The 20332-nt window shown below is 61.7% G+C and carries 19 protein-coding genes, 1 tRNA gene and 1 pseudogene; 14 read left to right on the top strand and 7 right to left on the bottom strand.

Annotated features, from left to right (window positions below; genetic code table 11):
- Position 1 precedes the first annotated feature (1 nt).
- Positions 2–1545: pseudogene (locus A7X77_RS16135) on the bottom strand (alkaline phosphatase family protein).
- Positions 1523–2506 (bottom strand): UDP-glucose 4-epimerase GalE, encoded by a 984-nt coding sequence (gene galE, locus A7X77_RS16130; RefSeq protein ID WP_064683870.1) that lies wholly within the window; start codon positions 2504–2506, stop codon positions 1523–1525. Before galE ends, A7X77_RS16135 begins: the two are co-directional and overlap by 23 nt.
- Before the next feature lie 235 nt (positions 2507–2741).
- Between galE and A7X77_RS16125 the strand changes: the two genes are divergently transcribed.
- The gene (locus A7X77_RS16125; RefSeq protein WP_064683869.1) at positions 2742–3386 is read left to right on the top strand and encodes a ThuA domain-containing protein; all 645 of its coding nucleotides are present in this window, start codon (positions 2742–2744) and stop codon (positions 3384–3386) included.
- Between the two features lie 104 nt (positions 3387–3490).
- On the opposite strand, the gene A7X77_RS16120 is transcribed toward A7X77_RS16125, so the two are convergent.
- Complete coding sequence (locus A7X77_RS16120) at positions 3491–3733, bottom strand: DUF2934 domain-containing protein (protein ID WP_064683868.1); 243 nt, start codon at positions 3731–3733, stop codon at positions 3491–3493.
- 239 nt (positions 3734–3972) lie between these two features.
- Between A7X77_RS16120 and A7X77_RS16115 the strand changes: the two genes are divergently transcribed.
- Entirely contained in the window at positions 3973–5409 is a 1437-nt protein-coding gene (locus A7X77_RS16115; RefSeq protein ID WP_064683867.1) for a DUF6880 family protein, read from the top strand.
- 172 nt (positions 5410–5581) lie between these two features.
- On the opposite strand, the gene A7X77_RS16110 is transcribed toward A7X77_RS16115, so the two are convergent.
- A tRNA-Gly gene (locus A7X77_RS16110) sits at positions 5582–5656 on the bottom strand.
- Positions 5657–5908: 252 nt separating this feature from the next.
- Between A7X77_RS16110 and A7X77_RS16105 the strand changes: the two genes are divergently transcribed.
- The 4 genes from A7X77_RS16105 to A7X77_RS16090 all read left to right on the top strand — a co-directional run bounded on the left by A7X77_RS16105 (position 5909) and on the right by A7X77_RS16090 (position 8407).
- Positions 5909–6418 carry a prolyl-tRNA synthetase associated domain-containing protein gene (locus A7X77_RS16105; RefSeq protein ID WP_082928819.1) on the top strand — a complete coding sequence of 170 codons (510 nt, stop codon included), beginning with the start codon at positions 5909–5911 and terminating at the stop codon, positions 6416–6418.
- Between the two features lie 56 nt (positions 6419–6474).
- Positions 6475–7446: a thioredoxin gene (gene trxA, locus A7X77_RS16100; protein ID WP_064683865.1), complete on the top strand. Its 972-nt coding sequence runs from the start codon at positions 6475–6477 to the stop codon at positions 7444–7446.
- Between the two features lie 76 nt (positions 7447–7522).
- Complete coding sequence (locus A7X77_RS16095) at positions 7523–8209, top strand: LON peptidase substrate-binding domain-containing protein (RefSeq protein ID WP_197486847.1); 687 nt, start codon at positions 7523–7525, stop codon at positions 8207–8209.
- A 9-nt stretch (positions 8210–8218) separates the two neighbouring features.
- Positions 8219–8407 (top strand): Trm112 family protein, encoded by a 189-nt coding sequence (locus A7X77_RS16090; protein WP_010034724.1) that lies wholly within the window; start codon positions 8219–8221, stop codon positions 8405–8407.
- A gap of 121 nt (positions 8408–8528) precedes the next feature.
- On the opposite strand, the gene A7X77_RS16085 is transcribed toward A7X77_RS16090, so the two are convergent.
- Complete coding sequence (locus tag A7X77_RS16085) at positions 8529–9743, bottom strand: ubiquinone biosynthesis hydroxylase (RefSeq protein WP_064683864.1); 1215 nt, start codon at positions 9741–9743, stop codon at positions 8529–8531.
- Positions 9744–9827: 84 nt separating this feature from the next.
- On the opposite strand from A7X77_RS16085, the gene tesB reads away from it, so the two are divergent.
- From tesB to A7X77_RS16055, 6 genes are all read left to right on the top strand, one after another.
- Entirely contained in the window at positions 9828–10712 is an 885-nt protein-coding gene (tesB, locus tag A7X77_RS16080; RefSeq protein WP_064683863.1) for an acyl-CoA thioesterase II, read from the top strand.
- A 223-nt stretch (positions 10713–10935) separates the two neighbouring features.
- Positions 10936–11274, top strand: coding sequence for a P-II family nitrogen regulator (locus tag A7X77_RS16075; RefSeq protein ID WP_007632398.1), 339 nt, complete (start codon positions 10936–10938; stop codon positions 11272–11274).
- Between the two features lie 28 nt (positions 11275–11302).
- A complete protein-coding gene (locus A7X77_RS16070; RefSeq protein ID WP_064683862.1) occupies positions 11303–12730 on the top strand; it encodes an ammonium transporter in 1428 nt (475 codons plus the stop codon).
- Positions 12731–12980: 250 nt separating this feature from the next.
- Positions 12981–15668: an FtsK/SpoIIIE family DNA translocase gene (locus A7X77_RS16065; protein WP_064683861.1), complete on the top strand. Its 2688-nt coding sequence runs from the start codon at positions 12981–12983 to the stop codon at positions 15666–15668.
- A gap of 139 nt (positions 15669–15807) precedes the next feature.
- Entirely contained in the window at positions 15808–16476 is a 669-nt protein-coding gene (locus A7X77_RS16060) for an outer membrane lipoprotein carrier protein LolA (protein ID WP_064683860.1), read from the top strand.
- 102 nt (positions 16477–16578) lie between these two features.
- Positions 16579–17382 carry an exodeoxyribonuclease III gene (locus A7X77_RS16055; protein ID WP_064683859.1) on the top strand — a complete coding sequence of 268 codons (804 nt, stop codon included), beginning with the start codon at positions 16579–16581 and terminating at the stop codon, positions 17380–17382.
- A 6-nt stretch (positions 17383–17388) separates the two neighbouring features.
- Here the strand turns inward: A7X77_RS16055 and A7X77_RS16050 are convergent, their stop codons facing one another.
- Together A7X77_RS16050 and A7X77_RS16045 are read right to left on the bottom strand one after the other, a co-directional pair.
- Complete coding sequence (locus A7X77_RS16050) at positions 17389–17844, bottom strand: cyclic nucleotide-binding domain-containing protein (RefSeq protein WP_064683858.1); 456 nt, start codon at positions 17842–17844, stop codon at positions 17389–17391.
- A gap of 113 nt (positions 17845–17957) precedes the next feature.
- Entirely contained in the window at positions 17958–18641 is a 684-nt protein-coding gene (locus A7X77_RS16045; protein ID WP_011427159.1) for a response regulator transcription factor, read from the bottom strand.
- A 167-nt stretch (positions 18642–18808) separates the two neighbouring features.
- On the opposite strand from A7X77_RS16045, the gene A7X77_RS16040 reads away from it, so the two are divergent.
- Both A7X77_RS16040 and A7X77_RS16035 read left to right on the top strand, forming a co-directional pair.
- On the top strand, positions 18809–19330 hold the full coding sequence (locus tag A7X77_RS16040) for a L,D-transpeptidase family protein (protein ID WP_064683857.1): 522 nt from the start codon (positions 18809–18811) through the stop codon (positions 19328–19330).
- 130 nt (positions 19331–19460) lie between these two features.
- Positions 19461–20291 carry an aldo/keto reductase gene (locus A7X77_RS16035; RefSeq protein ID WP_064683856.1) on the top strand — a complete coding sequence of 277 codons (831 nt, stop codon included), beginning with the start codon at positions 19461–19463 and terminating at the stop codon, positions 20289–20291.
- Positions 20292–20332: the final 41 nt, after the last annotated feature.

Below are 20332 nucleotides of genomic sequence, written 5' to 3'. Positions count from 1 at the left end.
GTCAGGGCCGGCGCGTCACCGGCCCTTTTTCCGTCAACTCGGTATAGGCAAGCGTCTGATCCAGATGCCTTGCCCTCAGCGACAGCAGTTTTTCGGCATATTCAAGCCGGGTGGCCGCATAGGCCGGATCAGCCGCGACGTTGTCGAGCTCCATCGGATCGTCGCGGAGATTGAAGAGCAGCGGCGGCAAGCCGGTAAAATGCACATATTTGAACCGCGCATCGCGGATCACCGCGAGATTGCATTGGTTGGACCGCAGTCCGAAATGCCGTTCCGCCTCGCCGGCGGCGATATCCCGGAAATCGAATTCCCAGAATGCCGCATCCCGCCATCCCGGCTCGCTCCCGCCGTTGACGAACGACATGAGCGACCGGCCGTCGAGCCCGTTTTTCGCCTCGATACCGAGCTTTTGGCACAAAGTCGGAAAAATATCCGCGGCGCTGGTGAAATCGTCGACGATCCCGCCTGCGGCACCGCTTGCGGGATCACGGATAACAAGCGGAACATGATAGCTGCCGTCGAAGAAACCGCCCTTGCCGAGCGTCCAGTGATCGCCCGCCATCTCGGCGTGATCGGAAGTGAGGGCGATGAACTATTCTCCCAGGCGCCCGCACCCTTCAGAGCCTGCCAGATGCGGCCGAGCTGCGCGTCCACCTCCGCTATCATGCCATAATAGATCGCCCGGATCGCCGCAAAGTCCTCGGAGTTCCAGCCGCTGAGCGGCCCCGTTGCACCATAGACGAAGCTGCTTTTGTCGGAGCGCGGCATGGCATAGGCGAGATAGGGGTGACTGCCCTCTTCCGCTTGGGCGTTTGCCGCACGTGCAAAAGCCGGTCCGTCACCCGGCCCGAACATTCGGTTGAACGGTTCTGGGACAGAGAATGGCGGATGCGGACGCAAAAAAGAGACATGCGCAAACCACGGCCCGTCCCGCTCGCTCATCCAGCGGATGAATTCGCCGGCCAGGAAAGCGGTCTGGGTCTCGTCGCGGGAATAGGCCGGCGCCGCATCGGAAATTTCACCGGCCTGCGCACCGACGGGAATATGGATGTCGCGGCTGATTGCATCGGCGTGGCCGCGCGACCTCAGCCAGGAGAGCCACTGTCTCTCATGCTCGGGCAGAAGCTGGCGGGCGGTGAAGCCAGGCAGCACACCTTCATAGGTCGTCAGGTGCGGATCATTGGAATCCATGCCGCGTGCATCGGGCGCCGTATCGGTATATCCAAACAGCGTCGGGTCGTACCCCGCCCGCCGGGCCGCCAGCGCCAGATTATCGAAACGGGAGTCGAGCGGCGTACCGTTGCGGCAGACGCGGTGGTTCATCTGATAGAGGCCGGTATAAAGCGTCGCCCGCGCCGGTGAGCAGGGTGCCGCCCCGGCATAGTGCCGCTGAAACAGCGTGCCTTCACGCGCCAGCGCATCGATATTTGGCGTTTTCACACACGCATGCCCGGCGGCCGACAGACAATCGCCGCGCCATTGGTCGGCCGTGATCAGCAGGACGTTCGGCCTAGCGCCCTTTTCAATGCTGGTTGGTTTTGGCATGCCAGTTCCAGGCGGAGCGGATGATCTCGGACAGATCATATTGCGGCACCCAGCCGAGCACGTCGCGCGCCTTGTCGTTATTGGCGACCAGCGTATGCGAATCGCCCTCGCGACGGCCGATATATTCGACCGGGAACGGCCGGTTCGACACGTCCTCGATCGCGCCGAGCAATTCCTTGACGGTCGTGCCGGTGCCGGTGCCGAGGTTGAGCGCCACGGACTTTCCGCCCTTCAAGAGATATTCGACGGCACGCACATGCGCATCGGCAAGATCCAGCACGTGGATATAATCGCGCACGCAGGTGCCGTCGCGCGTCTCGTAATCGCTGCCGAACACCTTGAAGCCCTGGCGGCGGCCGAGCGCGGCATCGATCGCCAGCGGGATCGCATGCGTCTCCGGCTGATGCCATTCGCCGATCCGGCCTTCGAAATCGGCGCCGGCGGCATTGAAATAGCGCAGCACCACCGAGCGCAGGCTCTTATACTGGTCGTAATCGGCAAGCGCCTGTTCGACGATATATTTCGTCCGCCCATAAGGGTTGATCGGTACCTGCCGGTGCGTCTCGTCGAGCGGCACGCTCTGCGGCAGGCCGTAGGTGGCGCAGGTGGAGGAGAAGACGAAGGCGTTGATGCCGGCGGCCTGCGCCGCCGAAAGCAGCGTCAAGGTGCCGATCACATTGTTCTCATAGAAGGAAATCGGATCCTTGACCGATTCGCCGACCTCGATCAGCGCCGCGAAATGCAGAATTGCCGCCGGCTTGTGCTTGGCTAGGACCTCGTCCAGCCGGGCGCGATCGCGAATATCGCCTTCCTCGGCCGGCCCCCATTTGACGAACTCGCGATGGCCGTTGGAAAAATTATCGAAGACGACAGGCTTGTAGCCCTTGTTCGCCAGGTCGAGGCACGTATGCGAGCCGATATAACCGGCGCCGCCGACCACAAGAACCGTTTCACCTGCCATGCACCACCCTTGTTGTTTCTGAAAAGACGGGAGAAACCTAGACGAGATACACGGCAATAAAAAGAAGGAACTGCGACAGGCGTGAATGGCAATCGGTCAAATGCCAAACCGCCCGGCGCGCCCCGTACGATTTGTGCCGGACGGCGATTCGTAAATTATTCGCGTGATTTGCATAACCGCCCGTTTTAAGGGCTCATGTGCAACGGTCCGCAGCAATCAGCCAGGGAGCGCGTGAATGAGGAAGGCATTGGTCGTCTGGGGCGGCTGGCAGGGCCATGAGCCGGAGCAATGCGCCCATATCGTCGCCGATCTCTTGCGCGAGGACGGCTTTGCGGTCGAGGTGACCGGCGATCTCGGCATCTTCGGATCTCCGACGCTCGCGAAAGCCGATCTGCTGGTGCCGATCATCACCGGCGAAACGCTGGAAAAGCCGCATGCCGCGGCCCTGGTCGAAGCAGTGCGCGGCGGACTCGGGCTTGCCGGCCATCACGGCGCGCTTGCCACCTCCTTCAAGGATAGCGCGCCTTTCCGCTATGTCTCCGGCGTCACCTGGGTCGCCCATCCCGGCAACATTATCGACTTCCGGGTCGCCGTCACGCGGCAGGACGATCCAGTCATGGAGGGCATTCCCGACTTCGACTACCGTTCGGAGCAGTATTATCTGCATTACGATCCCACGGTCGAAATCCTGGCGACCACCACCTTCACCGGCGCATACGATCCGGCTGCCCGCAATGTCGTGATGCCGGTCGTCTTCAAGCGCCATTTCGGCGCCGGCCGCATCTTCTATTCCGCTCTCGGCCATGTCGCGGCCGAATTCGACCATCCCTACATGCCGCTGATCCTGCGGCGCGGCCTCAGCTGGGCAGCTCGCCGGTAAATTTGGGAAGAGTTGCATCGAAGTCGCAAGACGACTGCCGGCAAGGCGGATCATGCGCCTGGATTGCCGCTGACTATTTTGCCGCACGGGGAATTGACAATCGCCTAACGCGCCGCTTTCAGCTGCAGGTCGTTCTCGGCAGGGGGCGCAACCCGCATCAGCCGCCCGGCTGCCTTCAGCTTCTCGATGAGGTCGTTTCCGTCGGGCGAAGCCCTTGTCAGCTCCATCTGCTCGAATTCCTTGAGCGCCTGCGCCCAATGGCTTTCCCCGCGCCCCTCCGGCCGGCCTTCCGATTCCCACAGCGAATAAGCGCGCTGGCTGACCCAGGCGTCCTTAGTGTGACTCATAACCAACCCCAGCCGAAAAATTTGGAAGCAAATATCGATCGGCAACAAAGTGCCAAAGCGGGCTTTAGGAGTCGTTACGAGGCAGCGTTATTTTTTGGCTAACGGCCATGATTCGGCGAGACTAACCGCCGATAAAGTCATACGAATTCGCGATGCGGTATACTTGCGCCTCCGCCCTCGGCACCTTGGACTGATTTGAATACCGGGTTAGGGTCGGCGCGAAACGACAGCGGTGACCCATGGCAGCAAAGACGACTCTCAACGCGAAGAACCTGGAAGCTCTCGGTGCACAACGTCTCGCCGAACTGCTGATCGAAATCAGCACCGGCAGTGCCGCCCATAAACGGCGGCTTCGCATGGAACTGGCCGGCAATCAGGGCAGCACCGAGGTCGCGCGTGAGATCCGCAAGCGCCTCGGCAGCATCGCACGGGCGCAGAGCGTCATCGAATGGCATAAGGTAAAAACCGTCAATGCGGACCTCGAAACGCAACGATCCGCGATCGTCACCGCCGTGGCCGCCGACGATCCGAAGGAAGCGTTCGATCTCATCTGGCAATTCCTCGCCGTTGCCGATTCGATATTCCACCGATCCAACAGCAGCGACACGGCCTTCATCGAGACATTCCACCAGGCGTGCGCCGATGCCGCCGTCATCGCCAGGTCCGCGGGTATCGGTATCGATGTCCTCGCCGACAAGGTCTTCACTGCCCTGCAGGATAATGACTACGGCCAATACGACCCGTTGATCGCCGAGATGGTTCCGGCGCTGGGCAAGGACGGCCTGGAACGTTTGAAGGACCTGCTGGTGCAATGGTCGAACGAACCGGAGGAGAGGCCTGCCGACGCCGACCGGAAAATTCTCGGCTGGGGCGGCAGCGGACCGATCTACCAGGACGAGATCCATGCCAAGCATCGGCGACTGACGGCACGCATCGCTTTGCAGGACATTGCCGATGCCCAGGATGATGTCGATGCCTTTATCGCCCAGCAGCCGGAAGAGACCTTGAGGGCGCCGATGGTCGCGACCGCGATTTCCGACCGCTTGCTCTTGGCTGGACGCGCCGAGGAAGCATTGAGGATTTTGGAAGGCGCCGATCACCGGGGACAGGTCGAAATGCCTTTTGAATGGCAGGACGCCCGCGCTGAAGCGCTCGACGCGCTCGGACGGGGGGAGGAAGTGCAGGCCTATCGATGGCAATGCTTCGAGGAGTCGCTGAACGGGGAGCACCTTCGCGCTTTCCTGCGAAAGCTCGCCGACTTCGACGACATCGAGGCCGAGGCGAAAGCCTTCGCCTTCGCACACGGCTTTCCCGATGTTCATCGAGCCCTGGCATTTTTCCTCTCCTGGCCCGCAGCTGCCGAGGCAGCCAAACTCGTCTCCAGGCGCCAGGCGGAACTGGACGGCGACCTCCATGAACTGATGACTCCGGTCGCCGAAATGCTGCAGGAGAAACACCCGCTCGCAGCAACCATCGTGCTGCGGTCGATGATCGGTTTCGCCCTCGATTACGGCCGATCCAGCCGTTACAGGCATGCCGCGCGTCATCTAGCGGAATGCGCGTCGCTTGCGCCTCATATCGACGATTTCGGCAAGACCCAACCCCACGACGCTTACGTCAACGAACTGATCCGTCAGCATGGAAAGAAGCATGGCTTCTGGAGCTTGATGCGTTAGGCCGAATAGCCGATCTCACGAACGGAAAGGACATCGCTATCAGGTTACTGACGCCACTATGCGGAGAGCAGGCAGCGACAAGCGTTCGGCGTAAGACCCGTTCGAAACGAGGTTGTCATCCATGTCACAAGGACAGTTTGTTACTGTGTCTTCGGTATGAAGTTGGGAAAACTGGAGCGGGCGAAGGGATTCGAACCCTCGACCCCAACCTTGGCAAGGTTGTGCTCTACCCCTGAGCTACACCCGCTCAATCCGCACCGGTCCGGGGTAGTCGTTGGACCGTGGGCGCCGCCTCGTGGCGACGGGCGCTATATGGCCTAACGGATTTTCAAATGCAACAGGGAAATGACGAAGAGACGAAGAAAAATTGGTGCGGTCGCATGAGGTCGGCGGAAAGGCCGCAAATGTGGGGCAGGGCGTCGGTGGCGAAGATTGCCAAATGATGTGCACGGACTTAATCAGGACGCCTCGCTTTTCCTCGCCATCAACGGATTGCCCGATGCCCGAAAACATGCCCAAGACGAAAGACGATCTGTTTACCTTCCTCGACGGGCTCGGCATCGCCCATAAGACGGTCGATCACGCGCCTGTTTTCACCGTGGCCGAATCGGTTGCGCTGCGCGACGAGATTCCCGGCGGCCACACCAAGAATCTTTTCATCAAGGACAAGAAGGACAGGTATTTTCTCCTGACCGTGGAGGAGAATGCCGAGGTCGACCTCAAGCAGGTGCATACCATCATCGGCGGCTCCGGCCGGGTCTCCTTCGGCAGGGCCGAGAAGCTCATGGAGTATCTCGGCGTCATTCCCGGCGCGGTCACCGCCTTCGGTGCGATCAACGATACGGCAGGAAATGTCACCTTCGTGCTCGATGCCGATCTGATGGCTGAAGAGGTCGTCAACTGCCATCCGCTCGCCAACGATGCGACCACATCGATTGCAAGCGGCGACCTCGTCCGTTTCATGGAGGCGACAGGCCATAAGCCGCTTGTCTTGAAAGTGACGTCCTGACATACGATTTTAGCGCTACAATGATGCCGGCAGGATCGGCGCGGCGGGAGATACCTATGAGCGGCAGCAACAACCCCTATAACGGTTCCTTCGGAAATCAGATGTCGGCAACGGCAAGCTTCGGCGCTCAGCCCGCGCCGGCGGCGGCCGGCAGCTATATCACTGACACGACGACGGCGAATTTCGGCAAGGACGTCATCGAGGAATCGCGCAAACAGCCGGTGCTGGTCGATTTCTGGGCGCCTTGGTGCGGTCCGTGCAAGCAACTGACACCGGTCTTGGAGAAGGTTGTCAACGAGGCCAAGGGCCGCGTCAGGCTGGTCAAGATGAACATTGACGACCATCCCTCGATTGCCGGCCAGCTCGGCATCCAGTCTATCCCCGCCGTCATCGCCTTCGTCAACGGCCGCCCGGCCGACGGTTTCATGGGTGCGGTGCCGGAAAGCCAGATCACCCAGTTCATCGACCGGATCGCCGGACCGGCCGGCGCCGATGAGGCGGCCGAAATCGAGGCTGTCCTGACGGAAGCGGCGGAGCTGCTTGCCGCCGGCAACCTCAACGAGGCCGCGCAGCTTTACGGCGCCGTCATGCAGGCCGATCCCCAGAATGCCAAGGCGCTTGCCGGAATGGCCGAGTGCATGATCGCCGCAAACCAGCATGAGCGGGCGCGCGAAACACTGACCGATCTGCCGGAGGAGCTCGCTAGAGATGCCGGCATCCAGGCGGTCTTGAAGAAGCTCGACCACATCGAGGAGGCGCGCAAGCTCGGCGATCCCGTAGCGCTCGAGCGTGATCTGGCTGCCAATCCAGACAATCACGAAGCGCGGCTGAAGCTCGCCAAGATCCTCAATGTCGAAGGCCGGCGCCACGAGGCGGCCGAACATCTGCTTCAGATCATGCGCAAGGACCGCAGCTTCGAGGATGATGGCGCGCGCCGCCAGCTATTGCAGTTCTTCGAGGTCTGGGGTTTCAAGGATCCGGCGACGGTTGCCGCCCGCCGCAAGCTTTCGGCGATGCTGTTCTCCTAAGATTAGAATATCGGCCCTTGCGTTTTCGGGCGGGGGCACCACATTCTCGTCAGAACGGGCATGCCCGTTTACAAGAATGCGGGACGGTTTCATGCAAGTCGGTAATGCCAGATACCTGAAGCCGGGCGATCTGCCCGATGCCATCGCCGTCTTCCCGTTGCCCGGGGCCCTCCTCTTGCCGGCCGGACAGCTTCCCCTCAACATCTTCGAGCCGCGCTATCTGGCGATGCTGGATGCAGCGCTTGCCGGAAACCGGCTGATCGGCATGGTGCAGCCGGCGCTCGGCGAACATGAGGACAAGGGGCACGAACCCAGCCTCGCCACCGTCGGCTGCCTCGGGCGAATCACCTCCTTCGCCGAGACCGGCGACGGGCGCTATATTGTGTCGCTGACCGGCGTCTGCCGCTTCCGGCTGCTGGAGGAGAAGGGGACCAGCGATCCCTTCCGCACCTTCCGGATCGCGCCCTTCATCGCCGACCTCTCGGCGGAGAACGAGGAGGAGGCGGTCGATCGCACAGCTCTGCTCACCGCCTTCAAAGCCTATCTCGATGCCAACAAGCTGGAAGCCGACTGGGAGAGCGTCGAGAGGGCGAGCAATCTGACGCTGGTCAATTCGCTCGCCATGATGTCGCCGTTCGGACCGGCCGAAAAACAGGCTCTCTTGGAGGCGCCCGATTTGAAGACGCGAGCCGAGACGCTGATCGCCATTACCGAAATCGTGTTGGCGCGGGTCTTCGGTGACTCCGACACGGTTCTGCAGTAAACTTCGGCCATGGACGAAAAACTGAGCCGCGTCGATCCGAAACTGTTGGAGCTCCTGGTCTGCCCGCTCTCCAAGGGCCGGCTTTCCTATGACCGCGAGCATAATGAGCTCGTTTCGGAAAAGGCGCGCCTTGCCTATCCGATCCGCGACGGCATCCCGATCATGCTGGTGTCCGAGGCGCGGCGCCTCGACGAATAGGGCTTTTCATCATTGTCTCTAATGCATGTCGCCCGGAAGTGTGCAGCGGTTCCGGGATAACGACATGCATCAAAACAAGGGGCTAAGCGCGTCGCATGAATCATATTTGACGCGACGCGCTTTAAATCGTCTGGCCGGCCAGCAGGCGGGGGTTGTTCTTCGCCGTCGTTCCGGCCGCCTGGCCGATGAAGAAGGATTTGAGGCGCGGCAGCCGGTCGACAATGCCGAGACCGACATCGCGGGCGACGCGGATCGGCATTGCGTCGTTGGAGAAGAGCCGGTTCAGCACGTCGGTCGTCACACCCATGCGGAAAGTGTCGAAGCGCCGCCAGGTTTGGTAGCGCTCGAGAATGTTGATCGAACCGATATCGAGGCCGAGACGATCGGCTTCCACGACGGTTTCGGCCAGCGCCGCCACATCCTTGAAGCCGAGGTTCAAACCTTGTCCTGAAATCGGATGGATGCCGTGGGCGGCGTCGCCGGCGAGTGCGAAACGCGGGGCGACGAAGGCGCGGGCAAGCGTCAGGCCGAGTGGAAAGGCGCGCTTGTCGCCGATTACCTTCAGCGCCCCGAGCTTGTGGCCGAAACGGCGTTCCAGCTCTTCTTCGAAGACCAGCTCGTCGGCGGCGACCAGCCGGTCGGCATCATGCGTGCGCTCGGTCCAGACCAGCGAGGAGCGGTTGTTCCTGAGCGGCAGGATGGCGAAGGGGCCGGCCGGCAGGAAATGCTCCTCGGCGCAGCCCTCATGCGGCCGCTCATGTTCGACGGTCGCGACGATGCCGGACTGGCCGTAGTCCCAGGTGACGGTCCTGATGCCGGCGAGGTCGCGCAGCTTCGAGCGCACGCCGTCGCAGGCAACGACCAGACGGGTTTCCAGCATGCTGCCGTCCGAAAGCATGACGGTGGCATGGCTGTCCTCAGTCTTGAGCTCCGTCGCGCCGAGTCCGTGGCGGATGTCGATGCCGAGCCGTTCGCAAGCGCCGCGCAGAGCTGCGACCATGGCGACGTTCGGGACCATGTGTGCGAACGGCCGGCCTTCGGCCACTTCGCCGTCGAATGTCAGGAAAACCGGGCGCACCGGGTCGGAGGTTCTCGAATCGGTGACGATCATCTTGGTGATCGGCTGAGCTTCCGGCTCGATCTCGTTCCAGATGCCGAAGATTTCGAGCATCTTCACCGCGGCGGCGATGACGGCGGAAGCGCGCCCGTCGCCTTTCCACGCATGCTCGGGTGCGGCCTCGACCACCGAGACTTTCAGATGCGGGGCTGCCTGCTTGACCGCAACGGCAGCGGAAAGGCCGACATAGCCCCCGCCCACAACCAGCATATCAAGCATCACGCCGCTCCCGTACCTTGTGCCTCAGATGTGATCTATATAGATCATCGCCACTTCACTTCCTACCGCCGGGAGGCATACAAAATGACGCGCGAAACACCAGGGTCTTCGGCGATGGAGAGGCTGCTTGCGACGCTCGACCTGGAGCCGATCGAGGTCGACATCTTCCGCGGCCGCAGCCCTCAGGCCGGCTGGCAGCGGGTCTTCGGCGGGCAGGTGATCGGCCAGGCGCTGATGGCGGCGCAGCGCACCATCGAGGCTGAGCGTTTCGTCCATTCGCTGCATGCCTATTTCATGCGGCCTGGCGATCCCGCAGTGCCGATCATCTATCAGGTGGAGCGCATCCGCGATGGATCGAGCTTCAATACCAGGCGTGTCGTCGCGATCCAGCACGGCCGCGCGATCTTCGCGCTGTCGGCCTCTTTCCAGCTGGAAGAGCCGGGCTTCGACCACCAGATCGCCATGCCCGAGGTGCAGATGCCGGAGGCGCTGCTCGGCGAGCAGCAGATCAAGGAGCAGTATCTCGCACATGCGCCGGAGGCGATCCGGGCATACTGGCAGCGCGAGCGGCCGATCGAGATCCGCCCTGTTTCGCTGACCCATTATTTCTCCGACAGGAAGCTCGATCCCAGACAGGATGTCTGGGTGCGGGCGACCGGGCCGGTTCCCGACGATCGGCGCTATCAGGCGGCAGTCCTCGCCTATCTCTCGGACATGACGCTGCTCGATACGTCGCTTTATGCGCATGGCACGTCGATCTTCGATCAGAGCCTGCAGGTGGCGAGCCTCGATCACTCCATGTGGTTCCATCGGCCCTGCAGGCTCGACGACTGGCTGCTCTATACGCAGGATAGCCCGTCGGCTTCCGGCGCCAGGGGGTTGACACGCGGCAGCCTGTTTACCCGGTCGGGATTGCTCGTCGCCTCGGTCGCCCAGGAAGGTTTGATTCGTAAAAAGGCAAATGAATAAATAATAGGCATATTTCGAATTTTGGGCATTATTTGTGCGCTTGATGGTCAATCATCTGCCTCTTTATTGGCGCCATCTTATTTAACCTATATTTTTCAATAACTTATATCGAGCCGCGAATCTGGCACGTCCTTTGAATGTATATCGCCGGTCGCTGTTCAGGAACGTCAGCGGCAAGGAGAGTCGGCTCCGCGCCGAGGATAACGAAGGATGGGAAAACCAGATGAAAATTGTGATGGCTATTATTAAGCCGTTCAAGCTCGATGAGGTCCGCGAAGCGCTTACGGCGATCGGCATTCAGGGCCTGACCGTGACCGAAGTGAAGGGCTACGGGCGCCAGAAGGGGCATACCGAAATCTACCGCGGCACCGAATACGCGGTCAGCTTCCTGCCGAAGCTCAAGATCGAAATCGCCGTCGCATCCGAACTTGTCGACCGGGCCGTCGAAGCCATCGCGGCGTCGGCCAAGACCGGCCAGATCGGTGACGGCAAGATTTTTGTCTATTCGATCGACCATGCCGTGCGCATCCGTACGGGCGAAACCGATTCAGAAGCGCTGTAAAGAACGGCAGACCAAGGAGCTTTTTTCAATGTCAATCTCGAAGTTTTCCTCCACCTTTGCGCGGGTTTGCGCAGCAACGGCTGCGCTTCTGGCGCCGGCGGTCGCTTTTGCCCAGGAGGCTGCGCCTGCCGCTGCTGCCGCCGCCGCTCCTGCTCTGACGATGGACAAGGGTGACAACACCTGGATGCTCGTCTCCTCGGCGCTCGTCCTGCTGATGACCATCCCGGGCCTCGCGCTCTTCTATGGCGGCCTCGTCCGCGCCAAGAACATGCTCTCCGTGCTGATGCAGGTCTTCATGATCACGGCCGTCGTGTCGCTGCTCTGGGTAACCTACGGCTATTCGCTCGCCTTCACCGATGGCGGCTCGCTGAACAGCTTCGTCGGCGGCTTCTCCAAGGCGTTCCTTGCCGGCGTCAACACCTCGTCGCTGGTCGAGACCTTCTCGAAGGGCGTCGCCATTCCCGAATACACCTTCATCGTCTTCCAGATGACCTTCGCCTGCATCACGCCCGGCCTCATCGTCGGTGCCTTCGCCGAGCGCATCAAGTTCTCGGCCGTCATGCTCTTCGTCGTGCTGTGGGTCACCTTCATCTACTTCCCGATGGCGCATATGGTCTGGTTCTGGGGTGGTCCGAGCTCCTACACCTCGCCGGCCGGCCTGATCTTCTCCTACGGTGCAATCGACTTCGCCGGCGGCACGGTCGTTCACATCAATGCCGGTATTGCTGGTCTCGTCGGTGCTATCATGCTCGGCAAGCGCACCGGCTATAAGAAGGAAATCATGGCTCCGCATTCGATGACGCTGACCATGGTCGGAGCATCGCTGCTGTGGGTCGGCTGGTTCGGTTTCAACGCCGGCTCCAACCTTGAGGCCAACGGCTACGCATCGCTTGCCATGATCAACACCTTCGTCGCGACGGCTGCCGCCGCCGTGTCCTGGTGCATCGTCGAAAGCCTCGCCCGCGGCAAGGCTTCGATGCTCGGCGGTGCTTCCGGTGCCGTCGCCGGTCTCGTCGCCATCACGCCTGCGGCAGGCTTTGCCGGCCCGATGGGCTCGATCGTTCTCGGCCTGATCGTCTCGCCGGTCTGCTACTTCTTCGTCGACGTCGTGAAGAACAAGTTCAACTACGACGACAGCCTCGACGTCTTCGGCGTGCATTGCATCGGCGGCATCATCGGCGCTCTCGGCACCGGTATCCTCGTCAATCCGGCGCTGGGCGGTGCAGGCATCGTCGACTATTCGACGGCCGATTTCGCCGCCACCTATGCCGGCACTGCAACCCAGGTCCTGAACCAGGCAAAGGGCGTCCTGACGACGCTGCTGTGGTCGGGCATCGGTTCGGCGATCCTCTACAAGATCGTCGACGTCGTCGTCGGCCTGCGCGTAAGCGTCGAGGCCGAGCGGGAAGGTCTCGACCTTTCGACCCACGGCGAAGCCGCATATCACTCGTCTTGATCAATGGGTTTGCGGCGCCCGGCAGAAGGGCGCCGCTTCACGGCCCGTCGCGGCCTGTCTAATCATAGACCGCATTCGGCCCGGACCTTTCAAGGTTCGGGCCTTTTTTGGTTTCCCTGTTCGGAATGCGCGTCCAGCCATGCATGGTTAACATCGCATTAACCCGGCTCTGGTTAGGTAGAGCGGACGCATTTGGCATGGCGAAGCTTCGGTGATTCGCCTGCCCTCAGGCATTGGACGGGTTAGACACATGGCAAGAAGCACGTCGCCGGCGATGGATGGCCGTCCGGATCGGTTCTCCTTCTCGGCATTCATGCTGCGGCAGATCCAGGCGCTCATCGGCTTTGCGATCTTTCTGTTGCTGGCGTTCTGCGTTGCGGCGCTGGCGACATGGAACGTCGCGGATCCCAGCTATTCCTACGCCACCGCCAACCTGCCGACGAATATCCTCGGCTACAGCGGCGCGGCCTTTGCCGATATCGTCATGCAGTTCCTCGGGCTTGCCAGCGTCGTTTCGATGCTGCCGATCGTCGCCTGGGCGCTGACGATGATTTCGGGCCGCCCCTTCAACCGCATTCCCGCCCGCATCGGCGCCTGGCTTGCCGGTTCGGTTTTGTCCTCTGCCGTCATCGGCTGTTTCCCGCCGCCGCTCACCTGGCCGATCCCGAACGGCATCGGCGGCGTCGTCGGCGACATGATCCTGCGTTTTCCCGCGCTCTTCGTCGGCGCCTATCCCACCGGCACCTTCGCCATGGTCGTCGGCTGCATCTTTGCCGTGCCGACCGCCTGGATGATGCTGTTTGCATCGGGCCTCGTCGGCCGCAGCGAAGCGGATGACGAAATCGTGGACGATTACGTCGAGACGCCAAGCAGGGCGCGGGTCGTCGGTGAGGAGGACGAGGAGGATGAGTCGCGCTGGGTCGCTTTCAGCGGCGCGATGACACATGCCTGGTACATGAGCCAAGGGCGGCTGCGCCGGCTCTTCGGAATGGGACCGCGCAAGCGGCGCCAGGGCGATTTCGAATCGCCCTATGATTTCAACGATGATGAGTTCGGCACGCTGAACGAACCGGTCCGCGCCAAGGCGCCCGCCGTGCGCGGCGAGCGCATGGAACCGTCGATGGAGCCATCAATGGGGGCAAGGGCGGCTTCGCCGCGGCGCGTCGTCACCGCACCGTCGCTTTCCATCGACGACGAGGATGAGGACGACGATCCGCCTTTCGATACCGACATGCCGCCGCGCCCGGCCGATATCCTGCCTGACGACGATGACGACGACTGGATGATCCGCGCACCGGCGAAAGCCGCAGGCAAGCCGGAGCCTCGCGTCGTGCCCGCGGCCGCACGGCCCAAACCCGGTGCCCGTGTCGAGCGTGAGGCGCAGGGTTCGTTCATTCGGCCCGAGGGTTTTCAGCTGCCGTCGATGCACCTGCTCGCCGAACCGAGGAACGTGGTGCGCGATTCGACGCTATCGGCCGACGCGCTGGAGCAGAATGCCCGTATGCTTGAGGGCGTCCTCGAGGATTTCGGCGTCAAGGGTGAGATCATTCACGTCCGCCCCGGCCCCGTCGTCACTCTTTACGAACTGGAGCCGGCGCCCGGCATCAAGTCGTCGCGCGTCATCGGCCTTGCCGACGATATCGCCCGCTCGATGAGCGCCATTGCCGCCCGCGTCGCCGTCGTGCCGGGCCGCAACGCGATCGGCATCGAACTGCCGAACCAGACGCGCGAGACCGTTTTTCTGCGCGAATTGATCGCCTCACGCGATTTCGACGGTAGCAAGGCCAAGCTTGCCATGGCGCTCGGCAAGACGATCGGCGGCGAAGCCGTCATCGCCGACCTCGCCAAGATGCCGCACCTGCTCGTCGCCGGCACCACCGGCTCGGGCAAATCGGTCGCCATCAACACGATGATCCTGTCGCTGCTCTATCGCATGACGCCGGAACAGTGCCGGCTGATCATGATCGACCCGAAGATGCTCGAACTCTCCGTCTATGACGGCATTCCGCATCTGCTTTCGCCTGTCGTCACCGATCCGAAGAAGGCCGTCGTCGCGCTGAAATGGACCGTGCGCGAGATGGAAGAGCGCTACAAGAAGATGTCGAAGATCGGCGTGCGCAATATCGACGGCTTCAACACCCGCGTCGAGCAGGCCTTGTCCAAGGGCGAGGCGATCTCGCGCACGGTGCAGACCGGCTTCGACCGCCATACCGGCGAAGCAATGTACGAGACCGAGGAGTTCGACCTCAGGCCGATGCCCTATATCGTCGTCATCATCGACGAAATGGCCGACCTGATGATGGTCGCCGGCAAGGATATCGAAGGCGCCGTCCAGCGTCTGGCGCAGATGGCGCGTGCCGCCGGTATTCATGTGATCATGGCGACGCAGCGCCCGTCGGTCGATGTCATCACCGGCACGATCAAGGCGAACTTCCCGACCCGCATCTCCTTCCAGGTCACCTCGAAGATCGACAGCCGCACCATTCTCGGCGAACAGGGCGCCGAACAGCTGCTCGGCATGGGCGACATGCTCTACATGGCGGGCGGCGGGCGTATCCAGCGCGTGCACGGCCCGTTCGTCTCGGATGTCGAGGTCGAAGAGATCGTCTCCTACCTGAAGACGCAGGGCTCGCCGCAATATCTCGATGCGATCACCGCCGATGATGACGAGGATGGCGATTATGGCGGCGGTGGCGGCGGCCCTGCCGGCACGTCGAACCTTTCGGATTCGGAAGATCCCTATGATCAGGCCGTCGCCGTCGTGTTGCGTGACGGCAAGGCCTCGACCTCCTATGTCCAGCGCCGGCTCGGCATCGGCTACAACCGCGCCGCTTCGCTGATCGAGCGGATGGAGAAGGAGGGCATCATCGGGCCGGCCAACCATGCCGGCAAACGCGAAATCCTCGTTCCCACAGAAGACGACATCCTCGACCGCTGAGATAACAGCGATATATTTCAGATATGGCCGCTTTTGCGGAAACCCGATCGCAGCAAATCCGTTACCTCTCGCGGGCCGATCGCAATGCCTTGAAGACGCCGCCTTTCGGCAGCATGCAGATCGCATAAAGGAGATTTAGATGCGTAACTCCGATTCCTTCCTCTCCGGCCTGACGATGACGCGGCGCGATCTTCTCGGCGCTTTCTGCGTGGCTGCGATGGCAAGCGCCATTCCCTTCGGTGCTCTCGCGCAGGCGGCGGCGCCCGCCTCCGGCACGGCGCAGGCGATTGCCGACCACTTCTCCGGCGTCAAGACGATGCAAGGCGAATTCGTGCAGTTCGGCCCGCGCGGCGAGCAGACCGGCGGCAAATTTTTCATCCAGCGCCCCGGCAAGCTGCGTTTCAACTATGACGACCCGTCGCCGATGCGGGTAATCGCCGACGGCAAGAATGTCGCCATCGGCAATACCAAGCTCAAGACCTGGGATCTCTATCCGCTCTCCAAGACCCCGCTCAGCCTGCTGCTGGCGCAGCGTATCGACCTGTCGGCCGGCATGGTGAAGGGCGTCAAGGAAGAGTCGGATCTGACGACGATCGCGCTCGGCAACAATACGGTGTTCGGAAACTCGACCATCACCATGATGTTCGACCCGAAAACCTATGACCTGCGTCAGTGGACGATCACCGACAATCAGGGCAAGGACACCTCGGTGATGATTTTCAACGTCAAAACAGGCGTGCAGTTCGACGATCGCGTCTTCCGGGTTCCCTATGAGAGCATTCCCGGCACGCCGCAATCGCGCGACTGAGCCTTTTCGGTTGATCTCCTGGCGCTTTTGCACGCGCCCCGGTTCCCTCCAGTCCGCCTTTGTTCTAAAGCCCTTTCATGAAAGCGTGAAAGGGCTTGCCGCATGGGCTTTTCGATTACCACCTGGAATATCAATTCGGTGCGGCTGCGCATGCCGATCGTCGAGCAGCTCGTTCTCAAGCACAGGCCCGATATTCTCTGCCTGCAGGAAACCAAGGTGCCGAACGAGCTCTTTCCTGCCGCGCCGTTGCGGGCCATGGGCTATGAGCACATCATCATTCACGGTCAGAAGGGTTATCACGGCGTGGCGATCGCCTCGCGCATTCCGCTGACCGAAGACCACCGGCAGGATTATTGCGGCGTCGGCGACGCCCGCCACATATCGGCGATCTTCGAACGCGGCAATCGCCGCATCCGGCTGCATAATTTCTACGTCCCGGCCGGCGGCGACGAGCCGGACCGGACGATCAATCCGAAATTCGGCCATAAACTCGATTTCATCGAGGAGATGAAGCTCTTGAAGGCCAATGGCGAGGCCAATACCTCGGCCATCCTGGTGGGTGACCTCAACATCGCGCCGCTCGAACACGACGTCTGGTCGCACAAGCAGCTGCTGAAGGTCGTCAGCCACACGCCCGTCGAAACCGACGGGTTGCTCGAGGTGATGAAGCGCGGCGCCTGGCTCGATCTCATGCGCCAGCACGTACCGGCCAGCGAGAAGCTCTATACCTGGTGGAGCTACCGTGCCAAGGACTGGGAAGCGGCCGACCGCGGCCGCCGGCTCGACCACATCTGGTCCTCATCGGATCTCGGGCCGCACCTGAAGCGGATCGAAATCCTGAAGGAAGCGCGCGGCTGGGATCGGCCCTCCGACCATGTGCCGGTGACGGCGCATTTCGATCTGTGACGCCGATCAGCTGAATCGATGGAACTGGCTTGCGGCCTTGGCCGCGAGCTCGGCGAGATTGTCGCGGATGCGGTTTTCGATCAGCCGAGCCGCGTCCGGATATTCCTCGATCAGCCGATGGAAGAGGGCGCGGGTGATGCGGATGATGCTGGTGTCTTCGCGCGCGATCGCGGTGAACTTGCGCTCGACCAGCGTCACCAGCGCCAGCTCGGAAATCAGCGTGCCGGGGCCGGCAACGGCATCAGCCCGCTGCATGCCGTCGCTGCTCGTCGTGCGGAGTTCCAGGCTGCCGCTCAAGACGACATAGGCGCTCTCGGCCGGCGCGCCCTGGCGAAACAGCATCTGGCCGGCGGCGATCATGCGCCGGTCGGCGCCGAAGGCAATCAGTCGCAGCTGGTCCTCGCTCATGTCCTTGAACAGCGGAAGCTGCGAGAGCAGGTGAATATCGTCCGTCAGCGCCATGCGGGCTTTTCGCCTTAGAGCAATTCCAACAAAACTGCGTAGCCGTTTGGGTGCGGAACTGCGTGAAAACAGAGAGATAGAGCATTTCCGTGATTCGGAGAAACCGAGATGCTCTAGGGTATGATCTTGTAGCCGCCGTTTTCCGTCACCAGGATTTCGGCATTGGAGGGATCGCGCTCGATCTTCTGGCGCAGCCGGTAGACATGGGTTTCCAGCGTATGCGTGGTGACGCCGGAATTATAGCCCCAGACCTCTTCGAGAAGCACGTCGCGGGTGACGACCTTCTGTTCGGCGCGGTAGAGGTAGCGGATGATCGCCGCTTCCTTTTCCGTCAGGCGGATCTTCTGGCCGTTGTCGGTGGTGAGCAGCTTCTGGCTCGGCTTGAAGAGATAGGGGCCGACGGTGAAGGTCGCGTCCTCGCTCTGCTCGTGCTGGCGCAGCTGCACGCGGATGCGCGCAAGCAGCACGGCGAAGCGGAAGGGCTTGGTGACATAGTCGTTGGCACCGGCCTCAAGGCCGAGGATCGTGTCGGAATCGGTATCGTGTCCGGTCAACATGATAATCGGCGCCTTGAAGCCGCCCTTGCGCAGGAGCTTCACCGCTTCGCGGCCGTCCATATCAGGCAGGCCGACATCCATGATCAAGAGGTCGACCGGCGTCGAACGGGCGGTCGCCACACCCTTGCCGGCGTTGGCTTCCTGCAGAACCGTGAATTCCTCGTAAAGCGACAGTTGCTCCGTCAGCGTCTGTCGAAGGTCCTCGTCGTCATCCACCAGAAGAATGGTGCGTGCGGTCATGCCGTTGCGTCCTCATGTTAGGTCCCCTAGTCCTACGCCAAATTGCGGGTTTGGCAAGGATCGGCCGGCGGTGCTGTTGCCGGGCAGGTTTTCATATGATTTCAATTAAAGCCTCAAGCAATGCAAGACATGCGAGAAAAATGGAAAAAGCAAGGCGGAGCCGGGGGATGAAGCCGTCCACGGTCGTGGTGCGCCCGGCGCCGGGAAAGAAGAGTCGGGCGATCGTGCGCATTGGCACAATCACTGTTCCGGCTGCCATCGGCCGCTCCGGCCGCACCGTGACAAAACGCGAGGGCGACGGCGCCACTCCGATCACATCGATGAAGCTGATATCAGGCTTCCGGCGCGGCGAGCGGAATGGCCGGCTTGTCACTTCGCTTCCCATCCGCCGGATCCGTGCCGATATGCTCTGGTGCGATCAGTCCGGCAATGCCAACTACAACCGCCTCGTCAGGGCGCCGTTCGGCGCTGGCCACGAGGAGATGCGGCGCAGCGACGGGCTCTACGATATCTGCCTGGTGATGGACTGGAACATCTCCTGCCGGGCGCGCAATCGCGGTTCGGCGATTTTCTTCCATCTCATCCGGCCGGGCTATGAGCCGACGGCCGGCTGCGTGGCTGTGAGTCTCGGCGACATGCGCCGCCTCCTGCCGCATCTTCGCAGGGGGACGATTGTCCGGGTGGTCTGATTGTCTTCATGATGCGGCTGCCTATATCTTTCCGGTGACCGAACGCTCAGGCTGAGATGCGTTCCGGGACGCCCCAAGTTCGGGCGCAAATCATGCCTCGTCCAATTCTTCAAACTCCCGGAGATATATTGTGATCGCTCAACCCATCATCACTTTCCATGACGGACATTCCATTCCGCAGGTCGGGCTCGGAGTCTGGCAGACGCCGCAGGAGATTGCCGCCCCGACGGTGCGCACTGCCATTGCCGCCGGCTATCGCCATATCGATACGGCGTCCGGCTACGACAATGAGGAGGGTGTCGGCGAAGGCATCCGCTCTTCCGGCCTCGACCGCAAGGACATCTTCGTTACCACCAAGCTCAGGAACACCGATCAGGGCTACGACAATACGCTGCGTGCCTTCGACGGCAGCCTGAAGAAGCTCGGCTCCGACTATGTCGACCTCTACCTCGTTCACTGGCCGTCGCCGCATCGCGGCCTCTACACCGAGACCTGGAAGGCGTTCGTGCGCATAAGGGAAGAGGGGCGCGCCCGCTCGATCGGTGTGTCGAATTTTTATTCCGAGCATCTGGAGCGGATCATCGGCGAAACCGGCGTCGTTCCTGTCATCAATCAGATCGAACTGCATCCCGACTTCCAGCAGAAGGCGGCGCAGGAGGCACATAAAAAGCTGAACATCGCTACCGAATCCTGGAGCCCGCTCGGCCAGGGGCAGTTCATCTCGAACCCGGTCATCGGCGAGATCGCCAGAAAACACCGGAAGACGCCGGCTCAGGCCATTATCCGCTGGCACATCGACACTGGCCTCGTCGTCATCCCGAAATCGGTGACGCCGTCGCGCATCGAGGAGAATTTCCAGGTGTTCGACTTCAAGCTCGATGCCGACGACATGGCCGCGATCGCCAAGCTCGACAGCGCCGGCGCCCGCATGGGGCCGGACCCGATGACAGCGGCTTTTTGATTGCCGGTTGCGATCAATACCGCCGATCTCAACGCCGCAAT

The organism is Rhizobium bangladeshense, from assembly GCF_001662075.1.
Lineage (GTDB): Bacteria > Pseudomonadota > Alphaproteobacteria > Rhizobiales > Rhizobiaceae > Rhizobium > Rhizobium bangladeshense_B.
The sequence above is the reverse complement of the archived record's forward strand: the minus strand, read 5'-3'. Positions and strand labels throughout refer to the sequence as shown.